The sequence below is a fragment of the Streptomyces sp. NPDC127100 genome (assembly GCF_042724095.1).
In the GTDB taxonomy this organism is placed as follows: Bacteria; Actinomycetota; Actinomycetes; order Streptomycetales; family Streptomycetaceae; genus Streptomyces.
In genome coordinates this window covers 24846-41859 of sequence record NZ_JBHXFL010000012.1, presented here as the reverse complement: position 1 = coordinate 41859, position 17014 = coordinate 24846, and the positions used below count along the sequence as shown (strand labels likewise).

The window sequence follows — 17014 nt, the reverse complement described above, 5'->3', positions numbered from 1 at the left end:
GCTAAGATACATGCAGAATCGTGCAAGAACAGGAAGGAACGTGAATGCTGGCTGCTGAACGGCGCGAGCACCTGCTCGGTCTGCTCGCGCGCACGGGAAAGATCGTGGCCAAGGACGTCGCCGCCGACCTGGGCATCTCCGAGGACAGCGTGCGGCGCGATCTTCGCGACCTCGCCGCCGAAGGGTTGTGCCAACGGGTGTACGGCGGCGCGCTGCCCGCGTCTCCCGCGGTGGTGGACTACGACGCCCGGCAGGCGGTGGCCCCCGACGGCAAGCGGAAAGTCGCCTCAGTGGCCGCCCCGCTGGTGCGGCCGGGCGGTTCGGTGATCCTCGACGGCGGCACCACCGCCCTTGCCGTGGCCCGGGCGCTCCCGAGGGACCTCGCCTGCACGGTGATCACCCACAGCCCGACGATCGCGTCGGCCCTGATCGACCACCCGCGGGCGGAGCTCTTCCTCCTCGGGGGGCGCGTCTTCAAGCACTCTGCGGTCACCTGCGGCGCCGCCGCGGTCGAGGCCGCGCAGAACGTCTCCGCCGACCTGTGCCTGCTCGGCGTCACCGGCGTCCACCCCACGGCCGGACTGACCACGGGGGACGCCGAGGAGGCAGCCATGAAGCGTGCCCTGTCCGCGCGGGCCGCGGACACCTACATCCTCGCCTCCCGCGAGAAGATCGGCACGGCCTCTCCGTATCGCGTGCTGCCGTGGGAGAAGATCACCGGGCTGATCACCGACGCCGATCCCCACGACACGGTCATGGAGCAACTCAAGACACTCGGCGTGGAAGTCCTCGTGGCCTGAATTTCGGCGAACCTGGAGTCGAGTCCGCCGACGAGGCGCCCCGTGGCGTTGCGGCCAATAGGGATGCCAGGCGGCGCGGGCGGTGCGATCCGAGTAAATGCACGCTGCCGAAGGCCCGGCTGTCCGGGTTGGCCGGGGGCATGAACGCAACCGCATCCACTCCCCCGGTCCCGGTGGCACCGCTCCTCGCCGAGTGCACCGCGCTGCTGGTCATCGTCAGCCACGCCTGACATGCGGTAGGGCGAGGGCAAGTGGCGGCCGGCCGCTGCCCCGTCCCCGGGCGGCAGCCGACGGGAGTGGATACGGGGGCCGTCGCAGTCACGCCGGGGACGGACTACACGCCCGCTTCCCCCTTCTCGCGTGCGGCGAGTTCCTGCAGACGGGCCAGTTCGGCCGCGTGCTCGCTCACCCGCACCCCCAGGAGACCGTAGGTGAGAAGCACCGCGCCCGCGACGGACAGGGGGACCGAAAGACCGAGCACGGCCAGCACCTCGGGCCAGTCCCGTTCGTCGCCGCAGGGATCCTTCGCCCGTCCGTCGTTGGCGGTCCCCTCGTCGGTGAAGAGTCGGGACTCGCACTCGACGGGACGGCGCGCGTACTCGGGTTCCACCTCGTAGGAGGTGGCGAGCAGCACGCCGCACCACACCCACAGCACGGTCGCGACGGCCAGCAGACCGAGGCCCAGGGTCCGGGCGCGTCGGCCTCGTTCGCGGAACCGCATGTCGAACACCTGTGGATGCATGACGGCTGAACCTAGCAGCCGCCACGGAACGTGTCGCGCCGGGCGGCCCCCAGGCGGACACGCGGGTGCTAGGAACGGATGAAGGTGCGGGCTTGGTCGATCCACCCCAACACGGCCTTGGCGTCACAGCTTTCGGCGACCGACCGGGCCTCGTCGAGGTGGTGGAACGCCGCCGACGGGTCGCCGGTTTCGGCCGCGAGGTAGGCCAGCGCCACCAGACCGGCCGCTTCCCCCGGCCTGAAACCGATTTCCCGGCGCAGCGTCACCGATTCGGTCAGCCGCTCGCGGGCCTGATCGAAGTCGCCCGCGTCCCTGTCCGCGAAGCCCAGGTGACGAATCGCGTACGACATCGTCATCCGGTCGTCGACGGATCTCGCCAGCGCGTACGACCGCTCGAAGTACGGCCTGCCGGTGACGCCGTCGCCCTTGACCACCTGGTGCCAGCAGCCGACCCAGAACAACGCGTCCGCCTCACCCGACGCATCCCCCAGGCGCTCGTACAACTCGGCCGCGCGCTCGAACAGCACCAGTTCCTCGCTGTTCTCCTCGCGGTCGTTCAGGAAGCGGACGTGCAGTACCTTGCCCCGCGCCATGGAAAGCGGCGCCTCGACCGCGTCCAGCACGTCGTCGGACCGGTCCAGCGCGGAGGTGTCCCCGCCGAACATCGCCGCCTCGAACAGCTCTCCCGCTTGTTCGACCCAGCCCTGTGCTTGCATGCCTGTGCCCCTCCCGTTGGACGATGACAGCGCCGAGGCTATCTCCGCGTCCCGGTGCACGACGGAGATTTCCGAGGGGACGCCCTCCCCATCGCGAGCCGGGTCGTTGTGACACGGCAGCGCCAGCAAAGGCTTGCCTTGGCTCGTCGAGGGCGTTTGTGTGTCTGCGACGAGTGCCGCCCGACCGGGGTGGTGCCTCGACATCAGGGGTGGGATCAGCGTTGAGAAACACGTTAGGAAGAGGCAGCAGGCTGACGACGGTGCTGCTGGCCGGCGCGCTGGCCGGATCGGCGCTGGCGACGGTCACCGGTACGGCGTCCGCGGCCTCAGGGGCCGCCGCTCCGGACACCGCCGCGGCGGCCGTGGTGCCGTCGGGTCCGGGCGTGGAGCTGTCGGCCGCGTCGTTCACCCAGATGACGGTGGACGACGTCGGCCGGCGCGTGTGGATCGCGGGAGACCGGGTCTATCCGGACGGGTCGCGGGACGGTGAGCTGGTCGGCCTGCTCTACGGGGGTGCCGGGCCCGCTGTCGCGAGCGCCCACATGGCCGCTCCCCTGTCCGGCGTCGCGGTGGAGCCGGACGGCTCGAAGGTCTATGTCGGGCAGTCGGACCACATCGCGAGCTACTCCCACTCCAGCGGGTACCTGAACCCGCTCGATCCGATTCCGGCACCGGCCGACGACTGCGGGCGGGAGCTGGTGCACACCGGCGGGCGGCTGTTCTTCACCAGCCGGCCGGCCGCGTCGCCCGACGGCTGCGCCGACGGGCTGGGCAGCGTCGATGTCGCCGCGTCGGCCGAGGGCGGCACGGCCGGGGTGGTCATGTACTCGGGCACCCGGCTCCACCTCGAGGGAGGGCCCGGAGGTCTGCTCGTGACCGCTCCGGAGCGCTGGTCCCCGACCGACGACCCCGACCTGGGGATCTACCGGGTGACGGACGGGGCGGACGGGAACCTGCTGGAGTTCCTGGGCGAGCGCCGGTTCGGCGACGACGGCACGGGTCAGGGCATGGACTTCCGGGACGCCGACTTCTCCGCGGACGGCTCCGTCCTCGCGGTGGCCGACGGGGAACGGGGGACCGTGCTGCTCAGCGGCAAGGACGCCCGTTTCCTCGAGAACCACTACGCGCCGCTGCCGGAGGGTGTGGCGCCCACGGCCGTCGCCTTCAGTCCTGACGGCAAGTGGTTCGCCCAGGGCGGCGCGGCGTCGGGCGATGCCGCCGACCTGACCCTGGCGTTCGCCGACCCCTCGGTCGAGCGGCAGCCGCTGCGCATCAGCTTCGAGGACGAGGCCGCGGGCCAGCGTGTCGTCCCGCGGGGCATGGAGTTCTCCGGGGACGGACAACAGCTCTTCGTCGTGACCTCCGACCAGGAGGGCAGCAGGTTCTGGCTGCACACGATCCAGACCCGGGAGGCCCTGGCCCCCTCGCGCATCGTGGACGTGACACACGGTCCGGCCGTCGCCGGGGAGCCGTTCAGGGTGACCGGGCGACTGGACCTGGACGGTCCGGCACCCACCGAGGCGCCGCGGATCACGGTGCAGCGGCTGAACGGCCCGGAGTTCACCGAACTGCCGCCGGTGCCGGTCACCGAGGACGGGACGTTCGTCGTGGAGGACGTCCTGCCGGACCGGGTGGGGGACGTCCACTACGTGCTCGGCTACGCGGGTGACGAGGTCCACCACCTCTCGGAGTACTGGCTGGTGGTGGACACGGTCGAGGCGTCGAGCACGGTACCCCGCGGCGGCCGGTAGTCGGAGCGGGGCGGTCGGTGGCCGGACTCCGGGGCGCGCATTGTCCTCGGCTCGCTGTTGTCCAGGCAGTGGTCGGTGCTGGTCGACGGCCGTGATCTTTTCGTCCAGGCCGTCCCCCGTCCCGGGGCATGACCGGTAGGGGCCGTCCTTCCGACCCCCGTGGCGGGAGGACGGCCCCGGCTCTTTTCTGTTGGCCGCCCGGTCAGTAGAGCTTGTCGACGGCCGTGCTCGTGGTCTTCTTGAAGGCGGCCACGGGCGCGTTCCCGAAGTCGCCCATCTGTCCCCACTTCACGACGGTGACGGTCCTGCCGTCCCGTCCGACCGACAGCAGGGCGACGTCGGTGGCGCCCCAGGTCGTCTCGGTGTGCAGGCCGCGGACGCGGGCACCCTCCTCGACCGGCAGCTTGCCGTAGTCCCGGCCCTCGGCCTCGACGTCGGGCGAGGACTCCTCGATGCGGTCGGCGCAGGTGCGGATCAGGTCGTCGTAGTGCTTCGCCAGGGCTGTGGCCTGGGCGGCCGTGCCCGTCACGACGGTCAGCTGCACGGCGCTGGTGTCCAGGTCGGTCCAGAAGTCCCGGTACCGGTAGTCGTAGGCGGGCACGCCCTCCGTGCTCACGCAGAGGCCGAGTGCCTCCGGGAACCCGTCGGTGACCGGTCCGGCCGTCCAGGACGACGTCGGGTGCGGCGGCAGCTGGGACGCCGAGAGGAACGTGGGTGCGGCGGCCTTCGGCGCGGCGCCGGCGGCCGGTGCCGTGAGGACCGTGCCCGCCGCGAGGGCGGCGACGGTGAGTGCGGTGAGAGCGCTCGTTCGGATGCGCATGGACATGGGTGTCCCCCCGTGGAGAGTGCGTGGACGTGGATGCCGCTGCGAGGCGGCCGGCCCGGGCCTGGTCGGTGCGGCACCAAAAGCATCGGCGGCCGCGGCGGCCGGGCGCAACGGCCGACGGCCGATCGGACACGGTGGAACCGTCCCAGCCCGCCTGACGTGCAGGTACATGGGGTGCCTGGGATGCCGTCCCGGGCCCGGGTGGAGGTCGAACGAGGAGGGGGGCCTGTGACGGCACAGGGCGACGGCGACGGCATCGACGAGGTGGCCGAGTTCGCGGCACTGCTGCGGACGTTGAAGGAGCGCACGGACCGGAGCTATGGCTCGCTGGCCCGCCGTCTGGACATGAACACCTCGACGCTGCACCGCTACTGCGCGGGCGACGCGGTGCCGCTCGACTTCGCCCCCGTGGAACGCTTCGCGGCCCTGTGCGGGGCGACCTCGGAGCAACGCCTGGAGCTCCACCGCCGTTGGCTCCTGGCAGTGGCAGTCCGCCACCGGCCCCGTACGGCGGGTGCGGCGGAGCAATCGCCCGATGCCACGGCGGCGGAGGCCCTCAACGACGCGGCGGACGGACCGGACCCGGCGGTGGAGGGCGTCACCGAACCGAACACGGAGCCGAAGGCCGACGGCGGCCCGGTCGTCGAAACGGGCCCTGTACCCGGACCCCCCGGCGTGCCCCCGCGCCCGCGCCGCCCCTGGTACCGCCGTGGACGTCTCGTGGTCGGGCTGGCCTCCGTCTGTGCCGTGCTCGCGACGCTCGGGGCCCTGTCCGCGCTGCCGGACGGGCGGCGGGCGTCCGCCGACGGTCCTGAACGGGTCGCCGGCCCGACGGCGTCCGGTACGGCGGAGGCCAGGGCGCCTGAGCAACGAGGCGCTGCCTCACCCGGCCCGAGCGGCACCCCCGCCCCCGAGCGGCCTTCGGGCTCCGCCACCCCGAAGGAGAAGCCGGGCACCTCTCGCCCGCCCGGCGCGGCATCCGCCCCGCCCCGCGGGGAACAGCCCGCCGGGCTGCCGCTCACCTGGTCCGTCAACTCACAGGCATGGAAGCTGGGTTGCGGTCACGACTACGTCATCGCCAAACCGCCGAACCAGGTCCCCCCTCCCCCTGCCCCGCAGGACGCGGCGCCCTGGGCGGCGACGCAGAGCGCGGTGCACGGCGGCGAGACGCTCGTGCAGCTCTCGGTGCAGGGGCGCAGTGACACGGCCGTCGTGCTGGAGGCGCTGCGCGTGCGCGTGGTCGGCCGTACGGCGCCTGCCGAGGGCAACGCCTACGCCATGGACCAGGGTTGCGGCGGATCGATCACTCCCCGGTACTTCGCCGTGGACCTGGACAAGGACCGCCCCATTGCCCGCGCGGTCGCCGGGAACGACTCCGGCACGCCGATCCCGGCCGTGCGCATGCCCTATCGCGTCTCGGCGAAGGACCCCGAGGTGCTGCTGGTCACGGCCGGGACCAGCTCGTGCGACTGCCGCTGGTACCTGGAGCTGGACTGGTCCTCCCGGGGACGCAAGGGCACCGTGCGCATCGACGACGACGGCCGCCCGTTCCGCACCAGCGCCATCGAGGGCCTGCCCCGGTACGTGTACGACACCCTGGGACGCCGGTGGGGGCCCTACAGCTAGGGGCGGGGCACGATGCGGTCCGCCCGGGCGCGGTCGCCGTCCCGGCCCGTGATCGTCGACAAGGCCCCGAGGGTACGTCTTAACCTGATCCCATGCCCTCCCCCGTGCACGCACTGGCCCACTGCTCCCTGACCCCGGCCGCGGTGGCGGAGTTCCTCGCCCTGCCGCAACAACCGGCGGTTGAGGACGACTTCGACGCTCTCGACGCCGTTCTGCGTGCTCGGGGCTGGAGTTGGGAACACGAATGCCTCACCGACTCCTACCGCACGGGCTTCGGGCATCCATTGTGCACCGAGGGCGACACCCCGTTCGGGGATCCGACAGCGCGAAGCTTCCTGGCGTTCGGGGAGCTCTATCCCGTCGACCCGGACGACGAGGACCTCGTCAACATGCCCTGGCTGGGCAAAGTCGTGGACGACTGGGGCCAAGCCCCGGGCTGGACCGTACAGCGCCCGTCCACGGTGGAGGCGTGCGTCGAAGTGCTCGACCGGGCCGCGGAGGTCGTCGCCGCCCATCTCGGGGCCGCCCCGGAGCTGACGATCACCAGCGACGCGGCCGTGGTGACGGGCCCGCCGATGCCCAACCGGATCTGGCGCACCGCCACGCAGGCCGTGATCGTGGGCCCACACGCGGACAACGGCCCGTACGGCTACCTCACCCATCTGCAACTCGCTGCCTCTCCCCTCGCCCTGGCCCCCGAGTTGCCGCCCGCGGACGACACGGCAGAACTGGACCGCTGGATCAGGACGCACGTCGACTGGTGATGTGCCGTCGGATGATCAGTATCCGCGCGGCCCAACTCGGGCAGCAGTCGACGCTGCGGGACGCGCTGGTGGCGTAGCTCTCGCCGGCACGCGGGGCGCGTGAACGTCGTGTTCGAAGACGCGGTCCGTCACGTACCTCGAGAGGGGCAGGCGACCTCCCAGGCCGCCTCGATCATGCGGAAGATCTCGTCCACCGCGGCCTGCGGATCGGCGGCCTCGCGGGCCAGCGAGTAGGCGTCGATCACGAACCTCGCCATCGCCCGGCTCGCCGTTTCGGTCGGGGACAGTTCGGGGTCGGCGGCGATGGCCGTGGCCAGCTTCTCCGCGTGGCGCAGCCTCATCGAGTCCTCGTACTTCCGCAGGGCGGGTGAGCCGTCGATCATGCGCCAGATCGGGGCCGCGCTGTCCGCCGTGCAGTGCCGCACCAGGGCCTGTACCTCGTGGCGCAGCGCCGGGACGAGGGGCTCGTGCGGTGCCCGGTCGGTGACCGCCCGCATGAGGCGTTGCTCGAAGTCCTCGTCCTGCTCGAACACCAGCGCCTCCTTCGAGGCGAAGTGGGAGAAGAGCGTGGTGACGGCCACGTCGGCCTCCGCGGCCACGTCGCGGATACCCACCGCGTCGTACCCGCGTTCCAGAAAGAGCCGCAGGGCCGTGTCCGCGATCTTCTGGCGGGTCGCGGCCTTCTTGCGTTCACGGCGTCCGGACGGCTCGGTCATGCGCTGACCCTACCAGGTACGAAGCCGCAACCGCTGCAAAAAGCTAACTGTTAGTGTTACTGTCCGCCGCATGAAGAAAGTGAGCTTCGCCGAGTTCGGCGGTCCGGACGTTCTGCAACTCATTGATGCCGAGGAGCCCCACGCAGGCCCCGGCCAGATACGCGTCGCCGTCCGGGCGGCGGGCGTGAACCCCGTCGACTGGAGAGTCCGTGAAGGCCAGGTCCTGAAAGCCCATCCGATCGAGCTGCCTGCCGGAGTCGGGCTGGACGCCGCCGGCGTGGTGGACGAGATCGGCGAAGGCGTGGAAGGTGTCGAGATCGGCGCCCGCGTGTTCGGCGAAGGCTCCAGCACCTACGCCGAGTTCGCCGTACTGTCGGCCTGGGCCCGTATGCCCGAGGGGCTGACGTTCGAGGAGGCCGCCGGGTATCCCTCCGTGGTGGAGACGGCGCTGCGCGTCATCCGCGAGGTGGACGTCCAGCCCGGCCAGACGCTGCTGGTCAGCGGCGCGTCCGGCGGAGTCGGGTCGGCGGTGCTGCAGATCGCTCGCGACCGCGGCATCAAGGTGATCGGCACGGCCGGGGCCCACAACCAGGACTATCTGACCGACCTGGGCGCCCTCGCCACGACGTACGGTGAAGGCTGGGTCGAGCGGGTGCGGCGGCTCGGCCATGTCGACGCGGCCCTCGATCTGGCCGGCTCGGGGGTGATCCGCGATCTCGTCGAGTTGACGGGGGATCCGCGGAAGGTGGTCTCGATCGCCGATCTCGGTGCGCCGGAACTCGGAGTCCGGTTCTCCGGCGTGGCCGGCAGCGTGCCGGATGCGCTCGCCGAGGCCGTCGACCTCATCTCGCGAGGGAGGCTCCACATCCCGGTCGAGAAGTCGTACCCGCTCGCCGCGGCCGCGGCGGCGCACATCGACAGCCAGGCCGGTCACACGCGCGGGCGTCGGGTCGTGGTCGTCTGAGCCGCTTCCCGCGCGGTGCACAGCACCTCACGGTGCACTCGTCCGGGGTAGTGCGGATGATCTCCGACTGAGTACGGTGAAGCCCCGGTCGAGGGGGAGCCGTCACAAGCCGCCCTCCTCACCGGGCACTTCACCCCACTCTCTTGTCGTCGCCGGAAAGTGAGCACACAGATGCAACCGACGTTCGTCCTGGTGCACGGGGCCTTCGCGAACTCCTTCTCCTTCGCACCGCTCCAGGCCGAACTCGGCCTCCTCGGGCACCGCTCCGTCGCCGTCGACCTTCCGGGGCACGGATTCGCGGCGACGTACCCGCGCGCCTACCAGGCACCGCAGGACCTCGAAGGGCTCGCCACCGCGCCGGGGGCCATCAAGGGCGTCACGCTCGCCGACAACGCCGCGCACCTGATCGCCGTATTGGAGCGGGCCAAGCGGAACGGCCCCGTCGTTCTCGTCTCCCACAGCCGCGGCGGCATGACGGCCACCGTCGCGGCCAACCAGCGCCCCGACCTGATCGACCGCATCGTCTACGTCTCCGCCTGGTGCCCCGTCGACCTCGACATCAGCGCCTACTACGCCGAGCCCGAGATGGCCACCGTCGACGTCGCGGGGGTGGCCTCGGCGATGGTCGGGAACCCTGCCGAACTCGGGCTGCTGCGCTCCAACTTCCGCACCGCCGACCCCGGTGTCCTCGCGGCCTTCAAGGCGGCCTTCCTCGCCGACGGGACGGAGGACGAGTTCATGGTCTTCCTCAACACCTTCCAGCCCGACGAGAACCTCGACGTCGGCACACCCGACGACCGGGCACGGGCCGAGACCTGGGGACGCATCCCCAGGACGTACATCCGGCTGACCGAGGACACCAGCGTGCCGCTCGCCATGCAGGACCGGATGATCCGCGAGGGCGACGCGCTGACGCCGGAGAACCCCTACGACGTCCGCACACTCACCAGCAGCCATCTGCACTGGCTGGTCGACCCGGCGCCGGCGGCCCGAGTCCTGAGCGAACTCGCCGCGCTCCCGCCCGTCGGATCATGACCGGAGCCCGCTGAACCGGGCGGCGCCGGGGGCGTTTCCGGGGCGACGAGGACCGGCGGTCACCCGCTGAGCGAGCGGGCTCCCGGGCTGTCGCCCCGGAACCGCTGACCCGCCGCGATCTCGTCGCCGACCACCGACCAGACGGTCTCCTCGTCCTGGAAGGGGAGCGGGTCTACGCCGCTCGTCTCCTGACGGATGCGTTCGACCTCACGGTCCAGGCGCTCGAAGCCGGCCTCCTCGTCGCCGTCGTGCTCGAAGGTGAACTCCTCGAGCAGGCGCTGGAACCTGAGGGCGACCTGGACCAGGGAGGAGACGTCCGTGTGGAGCACCCGCACGGTGTCCTCGTCCGGGTCGAAGGCGTGCACCGTGCCCGAACCGGGGTCGAGGGCGAGGTGTGCGTTGAGCAGCCAGCCGATGACCGGCCATTCCCCCGCGCCTTCCGCCGCGTCCTCGAAGTACTCGGTGTCGACGACGTCCTGGACGAGGTGCAGCCGGCCGGTGTCCTCGTCGGGCTCCCGCAGCCAGAACGTCCCGGTGGGGACGCCGACGCTCTGCAGAAGGCGGGCGCCCTCGGTGGCCCCGGCGGAGGGCGAGAAGGCGGTGGCGGGCAGGGTCGCGATCCGGTCCTCGCCGAAGATCTGGGCGAGTCCGCCGCGGGTGACGTCGAAAAGCACTGCCGAAACTCCGAACTCCGCTGCGACACGACTGCGATCGGGCACACGGTAACAGCGACGGCCCGGCTCGCTCGTCCCGGAGTTCGTTCCGTCCGCCCGGAGTGCGGTCCACCACCCCTCGGTTCCCCGGAGAGCGGCTGCTTCACCCGGCATTCCAGGGGTATCCGCGAAGAAGAGTCATCCAGCTTGGGGGAAGTGCAGTGGACCAATCGTCACTACGGGCAGTGGGCTGGGCGCGTTCGCTGCCCCTGCAGAGCACTCCGAAGGCAGCCCGTGACTGGGCCCTCGGACACCTGAAGACGCTCGACTGGACCGACAGCGCTCCGCAGACCGTGGACGCCGTCCTGATCACCGTGTCCGAACTGGTCACGAACGCCCACGTCCACGCGCACTCCCATGCGCAGTTGGTGATGACCTGGGACGGTCGCTGTCTGCACGTCGCGGTGCGGGACGGCTCCAGCGAGCTGCCGAGGACGCGTCCGCCGAGCAGCCAGCGCCTCGGCGGACGGGGCATGCTCCTCGTCGAGGCGCTGGCCGACGAGTGGGAAGCCCGCCCGTGCCAGGACGGCAAGACGGTCATCGCCTGCTTCCGCCCGCCCACCGAGGCCGAGGAAGCCCGCTGACCCTGCCGCGCGCCTGCCGCCGGGGCGGCGCGCGGCCTGGTGCCCCGCGACGGTCGACTGCCGACGGGGCGTGAAGGGCCGGGGCTCAGACCTCGACCAGGAGTGACATCCGGCTGATGGCCCGTACGAGCGGGGCCAGGCCGGGTTCGATCGCGGCGCGGGTGAGCGCTTCCCGCAGCGCCTCGTCGCTGGTCGGGCGGGCCTGTTCCAGCAGGACGAGTCCCGCTTCGGAGACGTTCGTGTCGATGCCGCGCCGGTCGCTCGGACACAGGTACCGCGAGAGAGACCGCGGTGCTCCAGGCGCGTGACCAGGCGAGTGGTGGCGCTCTGACGCGGCGCCGGTCATGGTGAGGTGGACGCCACTATACCGCGCTTGCAATTATCCAGCGCATGCAATTATTGTGCTTGCTCGTAAGGCGCTATCGCAACACCCCTCCGGGAAGGCTTCACCATGCCTCTTGCGCTCCTGGCCCTAGCCATCGGGGCCTTCGGCATCGGCACCACCGAATTCGTCATCATGGGCCTGCTGCCCGACGTCGCCGCCACCTACGGCGTCTCGGTGCCGACCGCCGGGTTCCTCGTCACCGGTTACGCCCTGGGCGTCATGTTCGGCGCGCCGCTGATGACCGTGCTCGGCACGAGGATCTCCCGCAAGAACATGCTCATGCTGCTCATGGGCCTGTTCGTCGTGGGCAACATCGTCTCGGCCGTCGCCCCGGTCTTCGCCGTCATGCTGATCGGCCGCGTGGTCGCCTCGCTGGCGCACGGCGCGTTCTTCGGCATCGGCTCCGTCGTCGCGGCCGAGCTGGTCGCCCCGGACAGGAAGGCCGGCGCCATCTCCATGATGTTCACCGGCCTGACCGTCGCCAATGTCGTCGGTGTGCCGCTCGGCACGTTCCTCGGGCAGAGCGCCGGCTGGCGCGTCACCTTCTTCGCGGTCGCCGCGCTCGGGGTCGTCGGCCTGGCCGGCATAGCCCGCCTCGTGCCCGACATGCCGAAGCCCGAGGGCGTGCGGCTGCGGCACGAGGTGGCGGCCTTCAAGAACGTGCAGGTGCTGCTCGCCATGGCGATGACGGTGCTCGGCTTCGGCGGCGTCTTCGCGGCCATCACCTACATCGCACCGATGATGACCGACGTCACCGGCTACGCGGAGTCGTCCGTGACGTGGCTCCTGGTGCTGTTCGGCCTCGGTATGGTCACGGGCAACCTCATCGGCGGAAAGTTCGCCGACCGCAGCCTCATGCCGATGCTCTTCACTGCGCTGGGCGGCCTGGCCGTGGTCCTGGCCCTGTTCACCCTGGGCGCGCACAACAAGATCACCGCGGCCGTGGCCGTGTTCCTCATCGGAGCCCTGGGCTTCGCCACGGTCCCGCCGCTCCAGAAGCGCGTACTGGATCACGCCCACGGAGCACCGACCCTCGCGTCCGCCGTCAACATCGGCGCCTTCAATCTGGGCAACGCGCTCTCGGCCTGGCTCGGCGGCCTCGTCATCGCCGCCGGCCTCGGCTACACGTCGCCCAACTGGGTGGGCGCGGTCCTCGCCGCCTCCGCCCTGCTCCTCGCCCTGGTGTCGGCCTTCCTGGAGCGTCGTGCCCCCGAGCGCCACTCCCCCGCCGCCACCGCACCGGCAGCCGGACCCCAGGCCCCGGACGAGCGGCCCGTGCCGGCACACCACTGACCAGGCACCGCTGCACCCCCACAGATCGATCCTCCCCGCCGGCAACCAGCAAGACCGGCAAGACAGACAAAGGCAAGGAAGAACATCGTGCGTTCCGTCCCCACCGTCACCCTCAACAACGGCGTCTCCATGCCGCGGCTCGGCTTCGGCGTCTTCCAGGTCCCCGACGAGGAGACCACCACCGCCGTCTCCACCGCCCTCGAGGCCGGCTACCGCAGCATCGACACCGCCGCGATCTACGGCAACGAACGCGGTGTGGGACGGGCTCTCGCCAACTCCGGCGTCGCCCGCGACGAACTGTTCGTCACCACCAAGCTGTGGAACGCGGACCAGGGCTACGACGCGACACTCGCCGCGTTCGACGCGTCCCTGGACAAGCTCGGCCTCGACCACGTCGACCTGTACCTCGTCCACTGGCCGGCTCCGGGCCGGGACCTCTACCTCGACACGTGGCGTGCGCTCGAAAAGCTGTACGCCGACGGGCGCACCCGTGCCATCGGCGTCTCCAACTTCCAGCCCGCGCACCTGGAGCGCCTGCTCGGCGCCTCGTCGATCGTCCCGGCCGTGAACCAGATCGAGCTGCACCCGGGTCTCCAGCAGCGCGAGCTGCGCGACTTCCACGCCCGCCACGGCATCGTCACCGAGGCGTGGAGCCCGCTCGCCCAGGGCGCGGTCCTCAAGGACGACGCGATCACCAGGATCGCCGCCGAGCACGGCAAGAGCCCGGCTCAGGTGGTCCTGCGCTGGCATCTGCAGACCGGCAACGTCGTGATCCCCAAGTCGGTCACCGAGGCCCGCATCCGGGAGAACCTCGACGTCTTCGACTTCGAGCTCGGCCCGCAGGACATCGAGGCACTCGCTTCGCTGGACCGCGGGATGCGCACGGGCCCGGACCCCGACACCCTCGACTGACGACCGGAGCCGACCGCGTCGCGGAAATGAGCGTGTGGACGTCGCCGCGCCCTGTTACGGTCTCCGGCATGAAGCGCGCTGCTGTGACGACGACGCCGGAGAGTGTCCCGGCGCGCTGACAGATGTCTGGTCCGAAGCCCCGGGGCGAGTGCCCCGGGGCTTCGTCCTGCGGTCACTCGCCCGACATCCGCGAGGAGACCGCCATGCACGACCACCGCAAGCTCGGCCGTGAACTGGGCCTGTTCGACACCGACCCGCTGATCGGCGCCGGCCTGCCGTACTGGCTGCCCGACGGAGCGACCGTACGGCACACCCTGGAGGAGTACATCCGCTCCGCCGAGCGGCAGGCGGGATACCGCCACGTGTACTCACCGGTCATCGGCAAGCGTGAGCTGTACGAGATCTCGGGACACTGGGCGCACTACAGCGACGACATGTTCCCGCCGATGGAACTCGGCGGTGAGCAGGTCCTCCTGCGGCCGAGCCTGTGCCCGCACCACGCGGTGATCTACCGCTCCCGCTCGCGCAGTTACCGGGAGCTGCCGCTGCGCATGGCCGAGCTGGGAGGCATGTACCGCTCGGAGCCGTCGGGCGTGCTCGGCGGGCTGACCCGGGTGCGGGCCATCCAGCTCAACGACGCCCACATCTTCTGCACCCTGGACCAGGTCGCCGAGGAGGCGCGGGCGGCGCTGGAGATGATCCGCCGGGCGTACGAGACGCTCGGCATCACCCCGGCCCGTTACCGCCTCTCGCTGCCGGGTCCCGGCGGCAAGTACGTCGCCGCGCCGGAGAAGTGGCAGCGGTCCACCGCGCTGCTGACCGACGTCCTCGACCGCTCCGGTCTGCCCTACGAAGCAGCCGAGGGAGAGGCGGCGTTCTACGGCCCCAAGATCGACGTCCAGGTCGCCGACGGCGCCGGCCGGGAGTCCACCCTGTCCACCGTCCAGGTCGACTTCCACCAGCCCGAGCGGTTCGGCCTGCACTACACCGGCGCGGACGGCGCCAGGCACCGCCCGGTCATGGTCCACCGGAGCGTCATCGGCAGTGTCGAACGTGCCGTCGCGCACCTGGTCGAACAGCACGGCGGCGCCTTCCCCGCCTGGCTGGCCCCCACTCAACTGGTCGTTCTGCCCGTCTCCGACACCGAACTGCCGGATGCCGCGGCCCTGGTCCGGCGCTGCACCCGTCTCGGCCTGCGTGCCGAGATCTCGGCACCGGAGCGCGGCAGCCTGGGTGCTCGGATCCGACAGGCCCGTCTGGTGCCCTACCAGGCCGTCATCGGCGCCGCGGAGGCCGCGGACGGTCGCGTCGCTCTGCGCCTGCGCGACGGGCGCCGGCTCGACTCCCGGCCGGTCGGTGAGGTGCTCACCCGCATCGGCGCCCTGGTCGAGGCCCACAGCGGCGTCCTGTGGGGCGACGCCCTCTCCTGACGGGCGCCTGTCGCCGACTCGATGTCGACGCGCATTATCAGGGGCGCTCCGGGGCGGGCATGCGCGATCATGACCGGATGGACCCTCGTTTCCTCGGCATCGCCGAGCTGGTCGAAGTTCCGTCGGTGGCGGTCGTGGTCGACGTCATGCGCGCTTACACGGTGGCGGCCTGGGCCTTCGCCCGAGGGGCGGAGAAGATCGTTCTCGCCGAGTCGCTCGACGAGGCCCTGGCGCTCAAGGCCCGTCACCCGGATTGGGTGGCGCTCAAGGACGGTCCGTCCGCTCCCGGGTTCGACGCGGTCAATTCGCCGGGACTGCTGCGTTCCGCCGACCTCGGTGGGCGGACCGTCGTGCAGAAGACCACGGCGGGTACGGTCGGCGCCCTCGCGGTCAAGGAGGCGTCGCTGGTGCTGTGCGCCGGCTTCGTGGTGGCGGAGGCGACGGCCCGGCTCCTGCGCACACGCGGGAGCGACCGTGTCACCTTCGTGGTCACCGGCGAGGACGGGCGGGCCGAGGAGGACCTGGCCTGCGCCCAGTACATAGCCCGGCGGACCACCGGGGCCGGGACGGACGCGGCGGAGTTCCTCCGCCGTGCCGGCCGGTCACGGGCCGCCGCCGAGCTGGCCCAGGGCGTGCGCCAGGGAGCCCACCCGGACGACGTCGCGCTCTGTCTCGAGCTCGACCGCTTCCCCTTCGCCATGGTGGCCGCCCTGGAGGGCTCGCTCATGGTCCTGCGTCCGCACGCCGTGCCGTCGCCGGCTGGCGAAGCGACAATCTGATCACCGACGACGTTCGGCCGAGCGGAATGCGACGCGCCTCGGAAGACGTCGCGGGCCGCTGTCGATCGGGCCTCGTCCCGTTCGACGTCATGGTGTGCGGCGCCTCGCCGCACGACGACGCGACCACTCGACGAGGGAACACATGGATCAACTGCTGAGAGTCATGAACTTCAACGTCTCGAGCGACGGAGTCGGGGCCGGTGAGCACCAGAGCCTCGAGCGGCCGTTCGGTCTCGACCATGCCGAGCGGCTGTTCGCCTGGGCCGGAGCCACCGCGTCCTGGCCCATGCGCACGGATCCCGGGGGCAGCCGGGGCCTCGACGACTACTTCACGCGGGACTTCGCGCGCAACATCGGCGCCGAGATCATGGGCCGCAACAAGTTCGGTCCCCAGCGCGGGCCGTGGCCGGACCACGAGTGGCGCGGCTGGTGGGGAGAGGAGCCGCCCTTCCGTACTCCGGTGTTCGTCATGACCCATCACGGGCGTCCCTCGTTCACGCTCTCCGACACCACCTTCCACTTCGTCGACGGCGACCCGGCCACCGTCCTCGCACAGGCCCGGGAGGCGGCGCGGGGCAAGGACGTCCGACTCGGCGGCGGGGTCACCACCGTCCGGCAGTTCCTCGACGCGGACCTCGTCGACACCCTGCACGTGGCGGTCTCGCCGGTGGAGCTCGGGCCCGGCCTCCGGCTCTGGGAGTCTCCCGACGAGCTGCTCGACCGGTTCCATCTGGAGGTCGTGCCCAGTCCGAGCGGCGTGACGCACCACCTGTTCTGGCGGAGGTGACACGGGGCCCGGCGGATGCGGGCCCCGTGTCACCGTGCCGGGCGGCGAGTACGCCGGGGTGGCGGGCCCGGCCTCCGGGGCCCGGCCCGCCCCCCCCCGCACGAGCCGGCCGGCCGCGTGTACACCAGCGGCGGGAGCGGCCGGGCGGGGTTGACGGCGACGAACCCGGCCGCACCCGGGGTGTGGGCCAC

General features: G+C 71.5%; 17 protein-coding genes and 1 pseudogene. 12 read left to right on the top strand and 6 right to left on the bottom strand.

Going from position 1 to position 17014, the window contains the following annotated elements; genetic code table 11:
* The first annotated feature begins 44 nt into the window (after positions 1–44).
* Positions 45–800, top strand: a complete 756-nt coding sequence (locus tag ACFWJB_RS14580; protein WP_386922472.1) for a DeoR/GlpR family DNA-binding transcription regulator — start codon at positions 45–47, stop codon at positions 798–800.
* A gap of 334 nt (positions 801–1134) precedes the next feature.
* Here the strand turns inward: ACFWJB_RS14580 and ACFWJB_RS14575 are convergent, their stop codons facing one another.
* On the bottom strand, positions 1135–1542 hold the full coding sequence (locus ACFWJB_RS14575; RefSeq protein ID WP_385465311.1) for a hypothetical protein: 408 nt from the start codon (positions 1540–1542) through the stop codon (positions 1135–1137).
* A 68-nt stretch (positions 1543–1610) separates the two neighbouring features.
* The gene (locus ACFWJB_RS14570; RefSeq protein WP_385465308.1) at positions 1611–2258 is read right to left on the bottom strand and encodes a tetratricopeptide repeat protein; all 648 of its coding nucleotides are present in this window, start codon (positions 2256–2258) and stop codon (positions 1611–1613) included.
* A 221-nt stretch (positions 2259–2479) separates the two neighbouring features.
* On the opposite strand from ACFWJB_RS14570, the gene ACFWJB_RS14565 reads away from it, so the two are divergent.
* A complete protein-coding gene (locus tag ACFWJB_RS14565; RefSeq protein ID WP_386922469.1) occupies positions 2480–4009 on the top strand; it encodes a hypothetical protein in 1530 nt (509 codons plus the stop codon).
* 202 nt (positions 4010–4211) lie between these two features.
* Here ACFWJB_RS14565 and ACFWJB_RS14560 read toward each other — a convergent pair whose 3' ends face one another.
* The gene (locus ACFWJB_RS14560; protein ID WP_385465302.1) at positions 4212–4835 is read right to left on the bottom strand and encodes a hypothetical protein; all 624 of its coding nucleotides are present in this window, start codon (positions 4833–4835) and stop codon (positions 4212–4214) included.
* A 183-nt stretch (positions 4836–5018) separates the two neighbouring features.
* Between ACFWJB_RS14560 and ACFWJB_RS14555 the strand changes: the two genes are divergently transcribed.
* Together ACFWJB_RS14555 and ACFWJB_RS14550 are read left to right on the top strand one after the other, a co-directional pair.
* The gene (locus tag ACFWJB_RS14555) at positions 5019–6461 is read left to right on the top strand and encodes a helix-turn-helix domain-containing protein (protein WP_386922467.1); all 1443 of its coding nucleotides are present in this window, start codon (positions 5019–5021) and stop codon (positions 6459–6461) included.
* 92 nt (positions 6462–6553) lie between these two features.
* Positions 6554–7225 carry a hypothetical protein gene (locus tag ACFWJB_RS14550; protein WP_385465298.1) on the top strand — a complete coding sequence of 224 codons (672 nt, stop codon included), beginning with the start codon at positions 6554–6556 and terminating at the stop codon, positions 7223–7225.
* 128 nt (positions 7226–7353) lie between these two features.
* Here the strand turns inward: ACFWJB_RS14550 and ACFWJB_RS14545 are convergent, their stop codons facing one another.
* The gene (locus ACFWJB_RS14545; protein ID WP_385465295.1) at positions 7354–7941 is read right to left on the bottom strand and encodes a TetR/AcrR family transcriptional regulator; all 588 of its coding nucleotides are present in this window, start codon (positions 7939–7941) and stop codon (positions 7354–7356) included.
* Positions 7942–8011: 70 nt separating this feature from the next.
* Here ACFWJB_RS14545 and ACFWJB_RS14540 point away from each other — a divergent pair, with 70 nt between their 5' ends.
* Both ACFWJB_RS14540 and ACFWJB_RS14535 read left to right on the top strand, forming a co-directional pair.
* Positions 8012–8905, top strand: coding sequence for an NADP-dependent oxidoreductase (locus ACFWJB_RS14540; protein ID WP_386922464.1), 894 nt, complete (start codon positions 8012–8014; stop codon positions 8903–8905).
* Positions 8906–9076: 171 nt separating this feature from the next.
* On the top strand, positions 9077–9940 hold the full coding sequence (locus ACFWJB_RS14535; RefSeq protein ID WP_386922462.1) for an alpha/beta hydrolase: 864 nt from the start codon (positions 9077–9079) through the stop codon (positions 9938–9940).
* 59 nt (positions 9941–9999) lie between these two features.
* Here the strand turns inward: ACFWJB_RS14535 and ACFWJB_RS14530 are convergent, their stop codons facing one another.
* Entirely contained in the window at positions 10000–10614 is a 615-nt protein-coding gene (locus ACFWJB_RS14530; RefSeq protein ID WP_386922460.1) for an SUKH-4 family immunity protein, read from the bottom strand.
* A gap of 224 nt (positions 10615–10838) precedes the next feature.
* Between ACFWJB_RS14530 and ACFWJB_RS14525 the strand changes: the two genes are divergently transcribed.
* Positions 10839–11237 carry an ATP-binding protein gene (locus ACFWJB_RS14525; RefSeq protein WP_385465283.1) on the top strand — a complete coding sequence of 133 codons (399 nt, stop codon included), beginning with the start codon at positions 10839–10841 and terminating at the stop codon, positions 11235–11237.
* A gap of 85 nt (positions 11238–11322) precedes the next feature.
* Here the strand turns inward: ACFWJB_RS14525 and ACFWJB_RS14520 are convergent.
* A pseudogene (locus ACFWJB_RS14520) lies at positions 11323–11567 on the bottom strand (MarR family transcriptional regulator); the annotation flags it as partial.
* A gap of 121 nt (positions 11568–11688) precedes the next feature.
* Between ACFWJB_RS14520 and ACFWJB_RS14515 the strand changes: the two are divergent.
* From ACFWJB_RS14515 to ACFWJB_RS14495, 5 genes are all read left to right on the top strand, one after another.
* Positions 11689–12915 carry an MFS transporter gene (locus tag ACFWJB_RS14515; RefSeq protein ID WP_386922458.1) on the top strand — a complete coding sequence of 409 codons (1227 nt, stop codon included), beginning with the start codon at positions 11689–11691 and terminating at the stop codon, positions 12913–12915.
* 87 nt (positions 12916–13002) lie between these two features.
* On the top strand, positions 13003–13827 hold the full coding sequence (locus ACFWJB_RS14510; protein WP_386922456.1) for an aldo/keto reductase: 825 nt from the start codon (positions 13003–13005) through the stop codon (positions 13825–13827).
* A gap of 203 nt (positions 13828–14030) precedes the next feature.
* Positions 14031–15257, top strand: coding sequence for a threonine--tRNA ligase (thrS, locus tag ACFWJB_RS14505; protein WP_386922454.1), 1227 nt, complete (start codon positions 14031–14033; stop codon positions 15255–15257).
* Positions 15258–15334: 77 nt separating this feature from the next.
* Positions 15335–16036, top strand: a complete 702-nt coding sequence (locus ACFWJB_RS14500; RefSeq protein ID WP_386922452.1) for a 2-phosphosulfolactate phosphatase — start codon at positions 15335–15337, stop codon at positions 16034–16036.
* 142 nt (positions 16037–16178) lie between these two features.
* Entirely contained in the window at positions 16179–16823 is a 645-nt protein-coding gene (locus tag ACFWJB_RS14495) for a dihydrofolate reductase family protein (RefSeq protein ID WP_385465269.1), read from the top strand.
* The last annotated feature ends 191 nt before the right edge of the window (positions 16824–17014 follow it).